Source organism: Saccharothrix mutabilis subsp. mutabilis, from assembly GCF_039521145.1.
GTDB classification, from domain to species: Bacteria; Actinomycetota; Actinomycetes; order Mycobacteriales; family Pseudonocardiaceae; genus Actinosynnema; species Actinosynnema mutabilis.
The window spans coordinates 375,191-390,773 of the sequence record NZ_BAAABU010000001.1; the positions used below are offsets into that span (position 1 = coordinate 375,191).

Consider the following 15,583-nt stretch of genomic DNA (forward strand, 5'->3'; position numbering starts at 1 on the left):
CGGCCATGCCGGACGAGGATGTCGCGACGATCCGGGCGGAGTTGCTGGCCGCCTACGAAACCATCCAGCAGCAGCAGCGCAGCCTGGAGAAGATCGTCCTGGAACGGCTGGAACCGATCGCCGTCGTCGGCACCGGGCTGCGCTTCCCCGGCGGCAACGACACCCTCGACGGGTTCGAGGAGTTCCTGCGCGCGGGCGGGTCGGGCATCCGCCCGCTGCCCCGCGAGCGCTGGGACGTCGCCGACCGGGACGTCGAGGGGCTCATCGGCACGGTCGCGGGCGGCTTCCTCGACCGCGTCGACGAGTTCGACGCGCAGTTCTTCAACATCCCGCCCAAGACCGCGCCGTACGTGGACCCGCAGCAGCGGCTGTTGCTGGAGACCGCGTGGGAGGCGTTGGAGAACGCCAACATCGACCCCACGGCGCTGCGCCACGGCAACGGCGCGGTGTACGTCGGCGCGTCGCCGCTGGACTTCGCGCTCGGCCTGGGCACCCTCGGGGTGGACCAGCTCGACGGCGCGATGGCCACCGGCTCCGGCGCCTACTCGCTGTCGGGGCGGCTGTCCTACTTCCTCGGCTGGCGCGGACCCAGCCTGACCGCGGACACCGCGTGCGCGTCGTCGTTGACGGCGCTGCACCTGGCCGTGGAGGGCCTGCGCCGCCACGAGAGCGACATCGCGCTGTGCGGCGCGGTCAACGCGCTGCACGACCCGCGCTCGTTCATCATCCTGTCCAAGGGCCGGATGCTCTCGCCCGACGGCCGCTGCAAGGCCTTCGACGACGCCGCCGACGGCTACGCCCGCGCGGAGGGCTGCGGCGTGCTGGTGCTCAAGCGGCTGTCCGACGCGTGGCAGGACGGCGACACGGTGCTCGCCATCGTGCGCGGCACCGCCATCGGCCAGGACGGCGAGAGCGCGGGCCTGACCGCGCCCAACGGCGTGGCGCAGGAAGCGGTCATGCGCACGGCGCTGGCCAACAGCAGGCTGGAGCCGGCCGACATCCAGTACGTCGAGGCGCACGGCACCGGCACGCCGCTGGGCGACCCGATCGAGATGGGCTCGATCCACGGCGTGTTCGGCGGGACCCGGTCGCACGACGACCGGCTGACCGTCGGCTCGCTCAAGTCCAACATCGGCCACATGGAACCGGCCGCGGGCGTCGGCGCGGTCATGAAGGTCATCCTGCAACTGCGGTCCGGCGTGTTCTTCCCGAGCCTGATCGACGCGCCGTCGGGCCGCATCCCGTGGCACGACTACTCGGTGACCGTGCCGACCGAGGTCCGGCCGTGGGACGCGCCGGTCCGCCGCGCCACCGTGAACGGGTTCGGCGTCACCGGGGCGATCGGCGTCGCGGTGCTGGAGGAGGCCCCGCAGCCGCCCGCGCCGGAGGCGCCGCCGCGCGAGCTGCCGCGCGACACCGGGCACGTGTTCACCCTGTCGGCCAAGAGCGAGACGGCGCTGCGCCGCCAGATCGAGCGGTACCGGGAGTTCGTCGCCGCGCACCCGGACCTCGACCTGGCCGACTTCTGCTTCACCGCCAACACCGGCCGCGCCCACTTCCGGCACCGCGTCGCGGGCGAGGTGCGCTCGCACGCCGAGCTGACCGCGTTGCTGGACCGCGCGGCGGCCGTCCCCGGCGTGCGCCCGCGCGAGTCGTTCCGCCGGACCGCGTTCCTGTTCACCGGGTCCGGGTCGCAGCACGTCGGCATGGGCGAGGTGCTCTACGAGCGGTACCCGGCGTTCCGGGCGCGGGTCGACGAGTGCGACGCGCTGTTCCGGCCGCACCTGGGCCGGTCGATCGCCGAGCTGATGTTCGGCCGCGCGCCCGACGCCGCCGACGTGATCGCCGAGACCCGGTTCGCCCACGCCGCCCTGTTCACGCTGGAGTACTCGCTGGCGGCGCTGTGGCGGTCGTGGCGGGTCGAGCCCGCGGTGCTGATCGGGCACAGCGTCGGCGAGGTCGTCGCGGCCACGGTCGCGGGCGTGTTCTCCCTGGCCGACGGCGTGGCGTTCCTGGCCACCCGGGCCCGGCTGATCGAGTCGGTGGCCAACGCGGGCGGGATGGCCGCGGTCACCGCACCCGTCGCGGAGGTCGCCCCGCTGCTGCGGCGGTGGCCCGACCTCGCGGTCGCCGCGGTCAACGCGCCCCGCCAGTGCGTGGTCTCCGGCGGCGCGGACTCGCTCGCCGCCGCGGTCGAGGCGCTGCGCGAGCGCGGCACGGCGGTCAAGCCGCTGCGGGTGTCCAGCGCGTTCCACTCCCCGCTGGTGGCGGCGGCCTCCGACGAGCTGCGGGAGTTCCTGGCGGGTGTGGAGTTCCACGAGCCGGAGCTGACCGTCGTCTCCAACGCGACCGGTGAGCCCGCGGCGGTGGAGGAGATCACCACGCCGGAGTACTGGGTTCGGCACGTCAACGACACAGTGCACTTCGCGGCGGGCGTCGCCGCCATCGCCGAGCGCGGCCGGCACGTGATGCTGGAGATCGGGCCGGCCGGGGTGCTGACCGCGTTGGCGCGCCAGTGCGTGCCGGAGGACGACCACCGGTGGCTGGCCTCGCTCAGCCCCCGCGACACCGACGCGCGGACCATCCGCGAGACGTTGGCCCAGCTCTACGTGGCCGGGGTGGACGTGGCGTGGGCGGCGGTGCACGAGGGCCGGCAGCGGCAGCGGGTCGCCCTGCCCACCTACGCCTTCGACCGCCGCCGCTACGGGCTGCCCCGGCGCTCGGCGGAGGCCTCCGCGACCGGGCACCCGCTGCTCGGCTCGGCCGTGCCGACCGAGGCGCCGGCGCGGGAGTTCACCAGCCGGATCAGCGCGGCCCGGCCCGCGTACCTGGGCGACCACCGGGTGGGCGGCAAGGCCTTCCTGCCGGCCGCCGCGCACGTCGAGGTCCTGCTCGCGCTGGCCGACGAGCTGCACGGCGACACCGGCCGCCCGGTCGAGGACCTCCGCTTCCACGAAGCCGTGTTCCTGGACGACCGCCCCACCGGCTTGCGCACCAGGGCGACGCCCCGCGCGGACGGCACGTGGCGGGTCGACGTGCACAGCCACGACGACTCCGGTGAACGCCGGTGCGCCTCGGCGGTGCTGGGCGCGCCGGACGCGCCCGCCCTGACCGACACCGGCCGGGAACTGCTGCGCCGCCTGGACGACCTGGGCGCGCCGGACCAGGTGCTGAGCGCGGAGGACGTGCGCGCCGCCTACCTGCGGGCGGGCCTGGACTACGGCCCGGAGTTCACCCGGGCGCGGGAGGTGCGGCGGCACGGCGCGGACCTCGCGGTGTGCGACCTGTCCGGCGAGGGCCTGTCCACCGCCGAACACCTGCCGCCGCCGCTGATGGACGGGGTGACGCACGGCCTCGCGGCGTTCGCCGACGACGGCGAGAACTACGTGGCCACCGGGATCGGGCGGGTGCGCGTGTTCAAGAAGCCGCGGGCGCGGCTGCTGCGCGCGGTGCTGCGGTTCACCAGGCCCGAGCGCGGCCCGGCGTTCACGCTCGACGCCGTCCTGGTGGAGGACGGGACGCCGGTGCTGGAGCTGTCCGGCATGGCCTTCGTGCGCCTGTCCCGCGCGCCCGCCGAACCGGCCGCCGCCACCCGCAACGGCAACGGCAGCACCAGCACCGTCAAGGGCAACGGCAGCACCAGCACCAGCACTGCCAACGGCAGCACCAGCACCAGCACTGTCAACGGCGGCAGCACCAGCACCAGCACCGTCAACGGCGGCGGCACCGGCGAGGTGGCGGGCGCGCCCATCGCCGACGTCATCCGCCGCACCCTGGCGGACCTGCTGTCCATGGACGAGGCGGACCGCGTCGACGGCGACACCACGTTCCTCGAACTCGGGGTGGACTCGCTGGTGGTCGTGGACCTCAAGGACCGCCTCCAGTCCCGGCTCGGCCTGACGCTGCCGCTGTCCGCGGTGCTCGAACGGCCGACGGTCGACCAGCTCGCCACTTTCCTCGACCGCCAACTCGCGGGCGACCCGGTCGGGTCCCGCACCGGAGGTGATGATGACCGGGGTTGAGATCACCGGCCTTGACCAGCACGTCCAAGCCCTGCTGGAGGAGGAGCAGACGCTGACGGCGCGGTCGGCGCTGCACGCCGCGCTGCGGCCGGACGCCGTGGCGGTGGTCTGCGAGGACCGCTCGCTGACGTTCGGGCAGCTGCACGCCGAGAGCAACCGCACCGCCCACGCCCTGCTGGCCGAGGGCCTGGCGCCCGGCACGCGGGTCGGTTACCTGGGCATGGAGTCCGAGCACTACTTCGACATCGCCCTGGGCTGCGCGAAGAGCGGCACCGTGCTCGTGCCGATCAACTGGCGGCTCACGCCCCGCGAGATCGACCACGTGCTGCGCGACTCGGGCGCGGAGCTGCTGTTCGTGGAGAACGCCTTCCGCGAGGTCGTGGACCGGCTGCGCCCCACGCTGCCCGCCCTGCGCACGGTGGTCGCGCTGGACAGCCCGACGCACGTCGCGGGCGGCCTGCTGGAGTGGAAGGCCGGTCGGCCCGACACCGACCTCGCGCCGGGCACCGGCCGTGACGACGCGGTCGCCCAGCTCTACACCAGCGGCACGACCGGTCTGCCCAAGGGCGTGGTGCTGGCGCACCGGACGTTCTTCACCTTCATCGCGGACATGCGGCGGCACGGCGTCGACTGGATCGACTGGCAGCCGACCGACCGGGGGCTGAGCTGCTTCCCGGCGCTGCACACCGCGGGGTTCGGCTGGTTCTTCCACTCGTTCAACGTCGGCGCGACGACGGTGGTCATGCGCCGGTTCATCGCCGACGAGGCCGCGCGGATCATCGAGCGCGAGCGGATCACCATGCTGTGGGCGGCCCCCGCGATGATGCGCATGATGATCACCGAGCGGGGCGTGACCAGCGCGACGTTCGCCTCGCTGCGCAAGGTCGTCTACAGCGGCTCGCCGATCGACCGGGAACTCCTGCTGACGTGCATGGAGGTCATGGGCTGCGAGCTGGTGCAGGGCTACTCGTCGGCGGAGGCGGGCAGCTTCGTGACCGTCCTGCCGCCCGCGGCGCACACGCCGGACAGCGGGGTGCTCGGCTCGGCCGGCCTGGTGTGCCCCGGCAACGAGGTGCGCATCGTGGACGACGAGGGCGCGCCGCTGCCGGCCGGGCGGCTGGGCCGGGTCCTGGTGCGCGCCCCGGGCCGCTTCCTCGGGTACTGGCGGCTGCCCGAGGCCACCGCCGACGCGCTGGTGGGGGACTGGCTGCGGATGGGCGACCTCGGGTACCTGGACGAGGACGGCCACCTGTTCCTGGTCGACCGGGTCAACGACACGATCATCGTGGCGGGGCAGAACATCTACCCGGCCGAGGTGGAGGCCGTGCTGCGCGACCACCCGGGCGTCGTGGAGGTCGCGGTGTTCGGCGTGCCCGACCCGCACTGGGGCGAGGCCGTGCGCGCCGCCGTGGTGTTCCGCCCGGACGCCGCCGTGCCGCCCCGCGAGCTGGTCCGCTTCCTGCGCGGCAAGCTCGCCGACTTCAAGATCCCCACCGGGTTCGTGACCGTGGACGCCCTGCCGCGCAACCCCACCGGCAAGCTCCTGCGCCGGGTGCTGCGCGAGCAGTACGGGACACCGCAGACCACCGACTCCCCGCGGAGGACACCGTGACCCTCGACCCCGAAGAGTTCGCCGACCGGTACGTGGCGCTGTGGAACGAGACCGACCCGGACCGCCGCCGCAAGGGCGTGGTGGAGCTGTATGCGCCGGACGCCACGTACGTGTTCTACCGCAAGGACCCGGTGGTCGGGCACGAGGCGATCATCGACCAACTGGCCTACACGCACGAGATCTACGACCCGATGGGGTACGTGTTCCGCTCGGCGCACAACGCGGTCGGCCACCACAACCTGGTCCGGCTCAACTGGATGATGGTGCTGGCCGCGACCGGCGAGACGGAGATGCGCGGCGAGGACCTGCTGGTGCTCGACGACGACGGGCGGATCCTGTCGGACTACCAGTTCCACGACGAGCTGCCCAAGTCGTTCGTCTACAACGACGGCTACGAGACCGACGGCGTCGCCACCCGCCCCGCCCGGCCCGAGCGGGTCATCCCGTGGCCGCACCAGCTGGAGGCGTCACCGGGCGGAGCCGCCGGGTGACCGCCCGCCGGTGAGGTGACACGTGTCCGCGAGGTCGGGGCTTCGGCTCCGGCCTCGCGGTCGTCGGTGGGCTGATCGCGCGGCGGTGGGCCGGCGGTGCGGCTGGCTGGGCGGCGGTGGTGGGCCGGTTGGGCGGCGTGGGCCGGCTGCGGCGGTGGTGGTGGGCCGGCTGGGCAGCCGGTTATGCGGCTGTGGTGGCCGGCTGGGCGGCCGGCCGGGCGGTTGTGGCAGGCAGGCGGCGCGCCCCCACCGAGCCCGAGCCGGAGCGGGTCAGCCCAGGGCCGAGCCGGCGGTCGCCGGGCACGCCTGGCGGATGATCGCCGCCGCGGTCGGGACCGCGTGCTCGGCCGGGCCCTTGCCGGCGAACGCCGTGCCGTTGACCAGGAGGCCGCCGATGATGAGCAGGAGCGTGTCCGCCAGGCCCTCGGGGTCCTCGGCCCCGGCGTCGCGGCCGTAGTGGGCGAGCAGCGCGCGCACGCGTTCCAGGTGCGCCACGGCCGCCCGCCGCCCCGGGTGGTCCTCGTCGCGGAACTCGGCGATGGTGTTGTAGAAGACGCACCCGTAGAAGTCGTCGGCCAGGACGCTGTCGTGGATGAACTCCACCAGCGCCAGCATCTGCCGGGCCGGGTCGCCCTCGTGCGGTCGCGTCGCCGCGTCGGCGTACTCGCCCCACGCCGCGTCGGTCTCCTTCAGCCACTCCGCGACCAGGTAGTCCTTGCTGCTGAACTCGCGGTAGACCAGGCTCTTGCCCAGGCCCGTCTCGTCCACGAGCCGCTGCATGCCGACCGAGCGGACGCCGTGCCGGCCGAACAGCCGCGCGGCGACGGCCAGGATCCGCTGCTTGGTGTCGGGGGCTTGCCGGCGCGCCATGTGTGCTCCTCGAATCCGGCTACACACCAATCCCTGATGAGATCCAGATTAACACCGCCGGCCGGGCTGTGGACCGATCGGTCTGCGTCATCCCGCCCACACGTGCGACGGCCGGGCCGCGAAGGGGTGGAAGCCCCCTCACGGCCCGGCCGCGGCGAACGGGCTCAGCCCTTGACGTAGCCCATGCCCTCGACGATCAACCCGTCGCGCAGGCGCATGAGGTTGACGCCGCGCACGTGGTCGTTCGGGCCGGGACCCCAGGTGAGCTTCCACCGGATGATGCCCCGGTCACCGGAGGCCCACACCTCTTCGGGCTCGAAGTTGTTGTTGGCGTCCGCCGCGATCGCCGACCAGAACTCCCGGCACGCGGCCAGCCCCTCGTGCCGCGAGCCGTCCGGCGCCGGTCCCGAGTTCTCCAGGACGCAGTCCTCGGCGAGCAGTCCCTCCAGCAGGCTCGGGTCGTGCTTCTGGAACGCCGCGTTGAACTGGTTCAGCACCTGCAAGGTCTTGTCGTCGGACATCGGTGTTTCGTACCTCCCTGTCGGCGGTCTGCTACGTGCAGTAAAGCCACATACGGCCGCCGATGCCACGTCCATCGGCGGCCGTATCAGTGCCGTGTCAGAGTTCCGCCGTTCAGCGCAACTGCTCCTCGGGCGCGCGCGCCACCCAGTCGGTGAACGACTCGGACTCGTCCACCCGGCCGTCGAGGTAGCGCAGGCTCAGCCGCTCGACGTAGGCGGGCAGCTCGGCCGCGGTGGTCTTCAGGCCCCGCAGCTTGCGGCCGAACCCGCCGCCCCGGCTCTCCGCCATGCCCAGGCCGCCGCCCAGGTGCACCTGGAAGCCCTCGACCTGCGCGCCGTCGGCGTCGGTGACCAGCATGCCCTTCAGGCCGATGTCGGCGACCTGGGCGCGGGCGCACGAGTTCGGGCAGCCGTTGAGGTTCACGCTCAACGCCACCGGCCGGTCGGCGAGCCGCTCCTCCAGCTCCGCCACCAGGGTCGCGGCCCGGTTCTTGGTGTCCACCACGGCGAGCTTGCAGAACTCGATGCCGGTGCACGCCATCGTGTTGCGCCGCCACGGCGACGGCTCGGCCTCCAGGCCGATCGCCCGCAGGTCGCGCACCAGCGGCTCGGGGTCGGCCACGTCCAGGACCAGCAGCTTCTGGTACGCGGTGAGCCGGACGCGCCCGGACCCGTGCGCCTGCGCGATGTCGGCGAGCTGGGTCAGCTGCTTGCCCGACACCCGCCCGACCACCGGCGCGACGCCGACGTAGTGCCGGCCGTCCCGCTGCCGGTGCACGCCGATGTGGTCGATGGGCGTCGCGGGCAGCGCGGGCGGCGGGCCGTCGGGCAGCGGGCGGCCGAGGAACTCCTCCTCCAGCACCGCTCGGAACCGCTCCACGCCCCAGTCCGCGACCAGGAACTTCAGCCGCGCCCGGTGCCGCAGCCGCCGGTAGCCGTAGTCGCGGAACAGCCGGGCGATCGCCACCCACACGTCGGGCACCTCGGAAAGCGGCACCCACGCGCCCAGCCGCTGGGCCAGCATCGGCGCGGTGGACAGGCCGCCGCCCACCCACACGTCGAAGCCCGGCCCGTGCTCGGGGTGCACCGCGCCCAGGAAGGCCACGTCGTTGGCCTCGTAGGGCACGTCGGCCAGCCACGACACGGTCGACTTGAACTTGCGCGGCAGGTTGGACAGCGACAGGTCGCCCACGAAGCGGTCGACGATCTCCCGGATGGCGGGGGTCGCGTCCACGACCTCGTCCGCCGACACCCCGGCGACCGGGCTGCCCAGCACCACGCGCGGGCAGTCGCCGCACGCCTCGGTGGTGGACAGGCCGACCGCCTCCAGCCGCCGCCAGATCTCCGGCACGTCCTCGATGCGCACCCAGTGCAGCTGGATGTTCTGCCGGTCGGTGACGTCCGCGGTGTCCCGCGCGTAGCGGGTGGAGATGTCCGCGATGGCGCGCAGCTGCGCCAGGTCGAGCTGACCGCCGTCGCTGCGCACGCGCATCATGAAGTACTCGTCGTCCAGCTCCTCCGGCGCCAGCACGGCGGTGCGACCGCCGTCGATCCCCGGCTTGCGCTGGGTGTAGAGGCCCCACCAGCGGAACCGGCCGCGCAGGTCGTCGGGGTGGATGGCCGCGAAGCCCTCCCGCGCGTAGACCCGCTCGATCCGGTCGCGCACGAGCAGCGGGTTCTCCTCCGCCTTGAACTTCTCGTTGGGGTTGAGCGCGTCTCGCTGTCCCAGCGCCCATTGGCCCTGTGACTTGGTGGGTGTCGACGTGTCGGTCATCGTGGGGGTGGCCCCTCTCACCTCTCGGGCAGCGGCCCGGTCACCGGGATGATCAGACCGCCGGGCAGCCAGTCGGGGGTCGAACCGTGGTCGTGCGCGGTCACGCCGCCCATGCCGGGCATGTAGGGCGCGGCGGCGACCGCGTAGAGGCGCACCGGGTCGGCCGCGACCGACCGGCCGCGCGCCTGGTGCCAGGCCAGGTAGCCGGCCGCGCTCGGCGCCTCGCCCGGCACCCGGGCGGCCAGCGCGGCGAGGTAGTCGCCGGCGGCCGGGTCGCGCGGCGGGTAGCGCAACGGGATCTGCTGGCCGCTGGCCCGCCGCAGCAACGCGGAGGACAGCAGCCACGGCGCGAGGTAGGTGCTCTGCGCCACGACCGCGCCGGTGTCCACGTCGCGCACGACGGCCTCCGCGCCCGCCCACCCGGCGACGACGACCAGCGGTCGGTTCGAGCCGTCCGGCGCGGTCACGGTCAGCCCGGCGCGCTGCGCCGCCGACCGCACCTCGCCGGCCGCCGCCACACCGCGCGGCGACTCGTCGGACACCAGCGCGAGGCTGCGTTCACCGCGCCCCGCGAGGAAGTCCACCGTCGTGCGCAACGCCTCGGCGTCCGCTTCGGACAGACCGTCGGACGGGCAGGCGTCCGCGGCGTCACCGTTGGCCAGCAACGCGCCCACGACGGCGCTGGCGCACTCGGGACCGTCCGGACCGCGCAGCGCCGCCCGCGCGGGAGCGGCGTCGGAGCCGGTGTCCACGTCCAGCGCGCCGGTCGCCCCGCCCGCCGACACCCACAGCTTGCTCGGGCCCGCCGGCAGGTCCACGGCCACCCACGTGTGCGCGCTGCCCGGACGCCGCTCGCCCGCGGTGAGGCGGTCGCGGTCGGTGCCCGCGCCCGCGTCCGGCGCGCCGACCGCGACCAGGTTGAACCCCGGCCGGTTCGGCACCACCAGCACCGGCACCTGCTTGCCGGCCAGCGCGAGCGCGCCGAGCCGGGGCGTGCCCGCGTCGGGGAATAGCCCGGAGTCCTCGGCCCGGGTGACGCTGACCAGCAGGGCGCCGGTGGCCACCGCCAGCGAGACCGCCAGCGCGGCGGCGAACCGCCCGCGCGACAGCTCCCGGCCGAGCAGGACGACGCCCGCGGCGGCGACGGCCGCGAGACCGGCGACGATCATCGCGACGACCGCCGCCTTGTCCGCGGCCACCGCCGGCCGGTCCAGGTGCCCGTGCTGAGCGATCAGCACGGACACCTGGTTGGAGACCGATCCACTCACTTGAGCTTCCCGTCGCTGACCGCGAACAGGACGCCGTGCGGCTGGCTGTCGCCGTAGTCGCCGTGCGGCCACGACGGGCGGTTGAAGCTGACGCACGGCCGGCCGGTCCGCTCGTCGCGGAACTTCTTGTCCAGCTCCACCTTGCCCGCGCGGTTCATGTCGAACATGCAGATCCGGTGGTCGCCGCCGCCGCCGAAGGAGCCGGCGACGAAGTAGTTGGACACCGCGAAGCGCTTGACGTGCTCGGTCTCCCGGTACATGCCCCGGTGGTCGCGCTCGAAGTTGTCCATCGCGCCCCAGTGCGGGCCGCCGTCGCTGGTGTCGCGGATCGGCACCACCGCGGTCAGCTCGGGGCAGTCGCGCTCGGAGCCGCCTGCGTAGACCTCGCGCAGCTCGTCCACGCTGCACCGGACCCCTTCGCCCGAGTCGAGCAGCTTGCGGATGTCCAGCACGTAGATCATGCCGGTGGTCTTGTCCAGCGGCTCGCCGTACGGGATGGACTGACCCATGACCGCGTGGAACAGGAAGCGGTCGTCCGGGCTGACCGCGAGCCAGCTGGAGTTGTCGCCGCCACCGGTGACCGAACCGTCCGGGTGGAACCGCTTGTAGGCGGTCGTGTCGTCGAACACCTCACGCCACTGCGGCGCGGGCGCGGTGATGTCGGGCGTGTAGAAGACCGCGCCACCGGCCATGGAGGACACGAAAGCGCCCTTGTGGCCGGGCTTGTTGGTCATCGCGACTTCCATGACCACGCGCGACTCCTTGAAGAACGCCTTCTCCTCAAGGACCGAACGCGGGCCGTCGGCGACCTTCGACACCGACTTCAGCGTCGGGTTGGTGCGGTTGGTGATGTCGAAGACGCGCACGGTCTGCCGGGCCAGCTCCTCGCGCAGCGGCGAGTCCGGCGTCATGAAGTTGCGCGCCTCGGCGAAGTCGCTGGCCACCAGGATGTTGAGGTCTTCGCGGACCGCGATGCCGTGCGGGTTGGCGCAGCTGGACTGCGGCAGGGCCGGCACGTTGCCGCACTGCGCCGGGTCCTCGCCCTCCTTGGTCGCCGCCGGGATCTCGGCCAGCGTGCGGCCGTCCTTGCCGATCAGCACGATGTCACCGGGCGACCCGGCCGCGCCGTTGCCGATCCGGACCTCGCCGTTGGTGTAGGTGCACGGGCCGGCGACGTTCGGGCCGCCCATGTAGGTCGCGTACGCGGTGCCGTCGCGCAGCGTCTGGTACGCGTCCGGCAGGGTGCCGCACGGCGTGTCCATCGGCGTGTTCACGCCGACCAGGCGCAGCGCGGGCAACGCCTTGGAGTCGAAGACGAACGTCGTGTCGGAGATGATGCCGCCGGCGTAGATGTGGTCGCCCTTGTGCCACACGTACTGCATGTGGTGGGGCTCGTTGCCCATGCCGGGGCCGACGGTGACGGTGTTGACGACCTTGCCGTAGGTGCGCGAGCTGGGCGTGGCGTCGATGACCGCCAGGAAGTCCGGCGCCGGCTGCTTCGCGGGACCGGACCAGGCGAGCAGCCACTGCCGGCCCTCGCCCCGGGACGCCGGGAGCAGGTGGTTGGTGGCGGTGTAGGTGGTCCCGTCGGAACCCTTGAAGCTGGTCGTCCACTGGACCGCTTCGCTGCCGGCCGCATTGGCGCCGGTGAGCAGCGCAGCGGCCGTCACAATCACTGAAACAAGCCCCAGCGCCCTTGCTGCCGGGCTTTGTCGGAAATTGAGGAGCCTCACACTTGTACCCGCTCTTTCGGGAGACGGACGGTGATCCCGCGGTGCCTGGGCATGCGCATTAGCACACCTCCCGCGGTACTGTCGCAGACACTCGCTGACGTGCTGCTGATACGCGCGGGGTGCGGTCTCGCGCAATGCGGATCAGCGCGCTGTCAGCACCGCGTCGGCCCGTGCTGCTAATGTCGCTCACACCGGGCGCCTTTGTTCGAAATACGTTCCCCGAACCACCGCCGCAACGCGGAGTTCGGCTGTGGAAGGTGGTTTGCGAACAATGACTCGCAGCAACACCCCCGAACTCGCCGAGCTGGCCGCGCGGGCGGATCGGCGGTTGGCGGAGGCCTCGGCCGAGGAGGTCCTGGAGTGGGCCGCGACCACGTTCGGCGAGCGGCTGTGCGTCGCCTCGTCGATGGCGGACACGGTCCTGGTGCACCTGGCGTCCCGGGTCGCGCCCGGGATCACCGTGCTGTTCCTGGACACCGGCTACCACTTCGCCGAGACCATCGGCACCCGCGACGCCGTCGCGGAGTTCATGGACGTGACGGTGGTCGACCTGGTGCCCCGCCAGAGCGTCGCGGAGCAGGACGCGGAACACGGGCCGAAGCTGCACGACCGCGACCCCGACCTGTGCTGCGCCCTGCGCAAGGTGGCGCCGCTGGACGAAGGCCTCGCGGGCTACGACGCGTGGGTCACCGGTGTGCGCCGCGAGGACTCGCCGACCCGGGCCGACACGCCCGTGGTCGGCTGGGACGCCAAGCGGGACATGGTGAAGATTTCGCCCCTGGCCCGGTGGACGCAGTCCGAAGTGGACTCCTACGCCGCCGAGCACGGCGTGCTGCTCAACCCGTTGCTCTCGGCCGGCTACCCCACCGTCGGCTGCGCGCCCTGCACCCGCCCGGTGCGGCCGGGGGAGCACGCCCGCGCGGGCCGGTGGGCCGGGCTGGGCAAGACGGAGTGCGGCCTGCACACCTGACCCGACGACGACAGCTCCACGGCCGACCGCCCCCTCCGGCCGGCCGACCACCCCTACCACCACAGAGGACACACGCCTGTGACGACGGCCGCAGCGGTGAGCGAGTGGACTGACGACCCCTACGCCCTGACCCACCTCGACGCCCTCGAATCCGAGGCGGTCTACATCTTCCGCGAGGTGGCGGGCGAGTTCGAGCGGCCGGTGCTGCTGTTCTCCGGCGGCAAGGACTCCGTGCTGATGCTGCGCCTGGCGCTCAAGGCGTTCGCGCCGGCGCCGCCGCCGCTGGCGCTGATGCACGTGGACACCGGGCACAACTTCCCCGAGGTGCTGGACTACCGCGACCGCGTGGTGGCCGAGTGCGGCCTCAAGCTGCACGTCGTCTCCGTGCAGGACTACATCGACCGCGGCCTGCTGCACGAGCGTCCCGACGGCACCCGCAACCCCCTGCAGACGCTGCCGCTCAACGACGCCATCCGCAAGCACCGCTTCGACGCGGTGTTCGGCGGCGGCCGGCGCGACGAGGAGAAGGCGCGCGCCAAGGAACGGGTGTTCTCGCTGCGCGACGAGTTCTCCCAGTGGGACCCGCGGCGGCAGCGCCCGGAGCTGTGGCAGCTCTACAACGGCCGGCACGCGCCGGGTGAGCACGTCCGGGTGTTCCCGCTGTCGAACTGGACCGAGCTGGACGTCTGGCAGTACATCCACCGCGAGCACATCGAGCTGCCCGACCTGTACTACGCCCACCGGCGCGAGGTGTTCCGCCGGGACGGGATGTGGTTGGCGCCGGGCGGGTGGGGCGGGCCGCGGGCCGACGAGCCCGTGGAGACCCGGGTGGTGCGCTACCGCACGATCGGCGACATGTCGTGCACCGGCGCGGTCGAGTCCGACGCGACCGACCCGGCCGCGGTGATCGCCGAGCTGGCCGCGTCCCGGCTGACCGAGCGCGGCGCGACCCGGTTCGACGACCGGCTGTCGGAGTCCGCGATGGAGGACCGCAAACGCGAAGGGTACTTCTAGCCATGGTGACACCCGGCACGACGACCACCCTCCTCCGGTTCGCCACCGCGGGCAGCGTGGACGACGGCAAGTCCACCCTCGTGGGACGGCTGCTGCACGACTCGAAGTCGGTGCCTGCGGACCAGCTGGCGTCGGTGGACCAGGCCTCCCGCGACCGCGGCGGCGAGGGCATCGACCTCGCGCTGCTCACCGACGGGCTGCGCGACGAGCGCGAGCAGGGCATCACCATCGACGTGGCCTACCGCTACTTCGCCACGCCGCGCCGCCGGTTCATCCTCGCCGACACCCCCGGGCACGTGCAGTACACCCGGAACATGGCCACCGGCGCGTCCACCGCCGAGCTGGCGATCATCCTGGTGGACGCCCGGCACGGCGTGGTCGAGCAGACCCGCCGGCACGCGGCCATCACCGCGCTGCTGCGCGTGCCGCACGTGACGCTGGCGGTGAACAAGATGGACCTCGTGGACTGGTCGGAGCGGCGGTTCCGCGAGATCGCCGACCAGTTCGGGGCCTACACCGACACCCTGGGCCTGCGCGGGGTCACCGAGATCCCGATCGCCGCGCTCACCGGGGACAACGTGGTGGAGCCGTCGGGCCGGATGCCGTGGTACGACGGCCCGACCGTGCTGGGGCACCTGGAGGACGTGCCGGTCAGCCACGACCCGACGGCGTTCCCGGGCCGGTTCCCGGTGCAGTACGTGATCCGGCCGCGCGGCGCGGCGCACGCCCACTACCGCGGTTACGCGGGCCAGGTGGCCTCGGGCGTGTTGCGGGTCGGCGACCGGGTCACCGTGCTGCCCGCCGGCACCACGACCACCATCACCGGCATCGACGCCCTGGGCGGCAGCGTGCCGGCGGCGTGGGCGCGGCAGTCGGTGACCATCCGGCTGGCCGACGACCTGGACGTGGCGCGCGGCGACCTCATCGCGCCGGTCGGCAGCGCGCCGACGCCGACGCGGGCGGTCGACGCGATGGCGTGCCACGTCGCGGCCCGGCCGCTCGTGGTGGGCGACCGGGTGCTGCTGCGGACCGCCACCCGCACGGTGAAGGTGGTCGTCGAGGGCATCGAGGTGCAGCCGGGCGTCGAGGACGCCGCGCGGTGGGCGGGCACGGGCGGGCGGGCCGCGGACCGGTTGGCGGTCAACGAGATTGGCCGGCTCGCGCTGCGCACCGCCGAGCCGCTGGCCGTGGACGCCTACGCCGACTGCCGGTCCACCGGATCGTTCCTGCTGATCGACCCGTCCGACGGCGCCACGCTCACCGCGGGCATGGTCCGGTCCGCGCCGCGGGCCGACGGGAGCTGGTGAG

At 73.3% G+C, this 15,583-nt stretch carries 11 protein-coding genes; 6 read left to right on the plus strand and 5 right to left on the minus strand.

The window, feature by feature from the left end:
• Window positions 1-5 precede the first annotated feature (5 nt).
• Genes ABD126_RS01815 through ABD126_RS01825 form a run of 3 tightly spaced genes read left to right on the plus strand, consistent with a single transcriptional unit; the run spans window position 6 to window position 6,125 of the window.
• On the plus strand, window positions 6-4,022 hold the full coding sequence (locus ABD126_RS01815) for a type I polyketide synthase (protein ID WP_343931779.1): 4,017 nt from the start codon (window positions 6-8) through the stop codon (window positions 4,020-4,022).
• Complete coding sequence (locus ABD126_RS01820; RefSeq protein ID WP_343931780.1) at window positions 4,009-5,634, plus strand: long-chain-fatty-acid--CoA ligase; 1,626 nt, start codon at window positions 4,009-4,011, stop codon at window positions 5,632-5,634. Before ABD126_RS01815 ends, ABD126_RS01820 begins: the two co-directional genes overlap by 14 nt.
• A complete protein-coding gene (locus ABD126_RS01825; protein WP_343931782.1) occupies window positions 5,631-6,125 on the plus strand; it encodes a nuclear transport factor 2 family protein in 495 nt (164 codons plus the stop codon). Before ABD126_RS01820 ends, ABD126_RS01825 begins: the two co-directional genes overlap by 4 nt.
• Before the next feature lie 270 nt (window positions 6,126-6,395).
• Here the strand turns inward: ABD126_RS01825 and ABD126_RS01830 are convergent, their stop codons facing one another.
• The 5 genes from ABD126_RS01830 to ABD126_RS01850 form a co-directional block, all read right to left on the minus strand.
• Window positions 6,396-6,995 carry a TetR/AcrR family transcriptional regulator gene (locus ABD126_RS01830; RefSeq protein WP_343931783.1) on the minus strand — a complete coding sequence of 200 codons (600 nt, stop codon included), beginning with the start codon at window positions 6,993-6,995 and terminating at the stop codon, window positions 6,396-6,398.
• A 164-nt stretch (window positions 6,996-7,159) separates the two neighbouring features.
• Window positions 7,160-7,516, minus strand: a complete 357-nt coding sequence (locus ABD126_RS01835) for a nuclear transport factor 2 family protein (protein ID WP_343931785.1) — start codon at window positions 7,514-7,516, stop codon at window positions 7,160-7,162.
• Window positions 7,517-7,628: 112 nt separating this feature from the next.
• A complete protein-coding gene (locus tag ABD126_RS01840; RefSeq protein ID WP_343931786.1) occupies window positions 7,629-9,290 on the minus strand; it encodes a nitrite/sulfite reductase in 1,662 nt (553 codons plus the stop codon).
• A gap of 17 nt (window positions 9,291-9,307) precedes the next feature.
• The gene (locus tag ABD126_RS01845; RefSeq protein ID WP_343931787.1) at window positions 9,308-10,558 is read right to left on the minus strand and encodes a hypothetical protein; all 1,251 of its coding nucleotides are present in this window, start codon (window positions 10,556-10,558) and stop codon (window positions 9,308-9,310) included.
• Window positions 10,555-12,228: a hypothetical protein gene (locus ABD126_RS01850; RefSeq protein WP_343931788.1), complete on the minus strand. Its 1,674-nt coding sequence runs from the start codon at window positions 12,226-12,228 to the stop codon at window positions 10,555-10,557. Before ABD126_RS01850 ends, ABD126_RS01845 begins: the two co-directional genes overlap by 4 nt.
• A 334-nt stretch (window positions 12,229-12,562) precedes the next feature.
• On the opposite strand from ABD126_RS01850, the gene ABD126_RS01855 reads away from it, so the two are divergent.
• From ABD126_RS01855 to ABD126_RS01865, 3 genes are all read left to right on the plus strand, one after another.
• Complete coding sequence (locus ABD126_RS01855; protein WP_343931789.1) at window positions 12,563-13,261, plus strand: phosphoadenylyl-sulfate reductase; 699 nt, start codon at window positions 12,563-12,565, stop codon at window positions 13,259-13,261.
• A 96-nt stretch (window positions 13,262-13,357) separates the two neighbouring features.
• Window positions 13,358-14,275, plus strand: coding sequence for a sulfate adenylyltransferase subunit CysD (gene cysD / locus ABD126_RS01860; protein WP_343931790.1), 918 nt, complete (start codon window positions 13,358-13,360; stop codon window positions 14,273-14,275).
• A 2-nt stretch (window positions 14,276-14,277) separates the two neighbouring features.
• Window positions 14,278-15,582, plus strand: coding sequence for a sulfate adenylyltransferase subunit 1 (locus ABD126_RS01865; protein ID WP_343931791.1), 1,305 nt, complete (start codon window positions 14,278-14,280; stop codon window positions 15,580-15,582).
• Window position 15,583: the final 1 nt, after the last annotated feature.

Coding starts and splice junctions, on each gene's coding strand:
- ABD126_RS01865 (WP_343931791.1), top strand. CDS start 14,278: ATGGTGACACCCGGCACGACGACCACCCTCCTCCGGTTCGCCACCGCG.
- ABD126_RS01830 (WP_343931783.1), bottom strand. CDS start 6,995: ATGGCGCGCCGGCAAGCCCCCGACACCAAGCAGCGGATCCTGGCCGTC.
- ABD126_RS01855 (WP_343931789.1), top strand. CDS start 12,563: ATGACTCGCAGCAACACCCCCGAACTCGCCGAGCTGGCCGCGCGGGCG.
- ABD126_RS01835 (WP_343931785.1), bottom strand. CDS start 7,516: ATGTCCGACGACAAGACCTTGCAGGTGCTGAACCAGTTCAACGCGGCG.
- ABD126_RS01820 (WP_343931780.1), top strand. CDS start 4,009: ATGACCGGGGTTGAGATCACCGGCCTTGACCAGCACGTCCAAGCCCTG.
- ABD126_RS01815 (WP_343931779.1), top strand. CDS start 6: ATGCCGGACGAGGATGTCGCGACGATCCGGGCGGAGTTGCTGGCCGCC.
- ABD126_RS01840 (WP_343931786.1), bottom strand. CDS start 9,290: ATGACCGACACGTCGACACCCACCAAGTCACAGGGCCAATGGGCGCTG.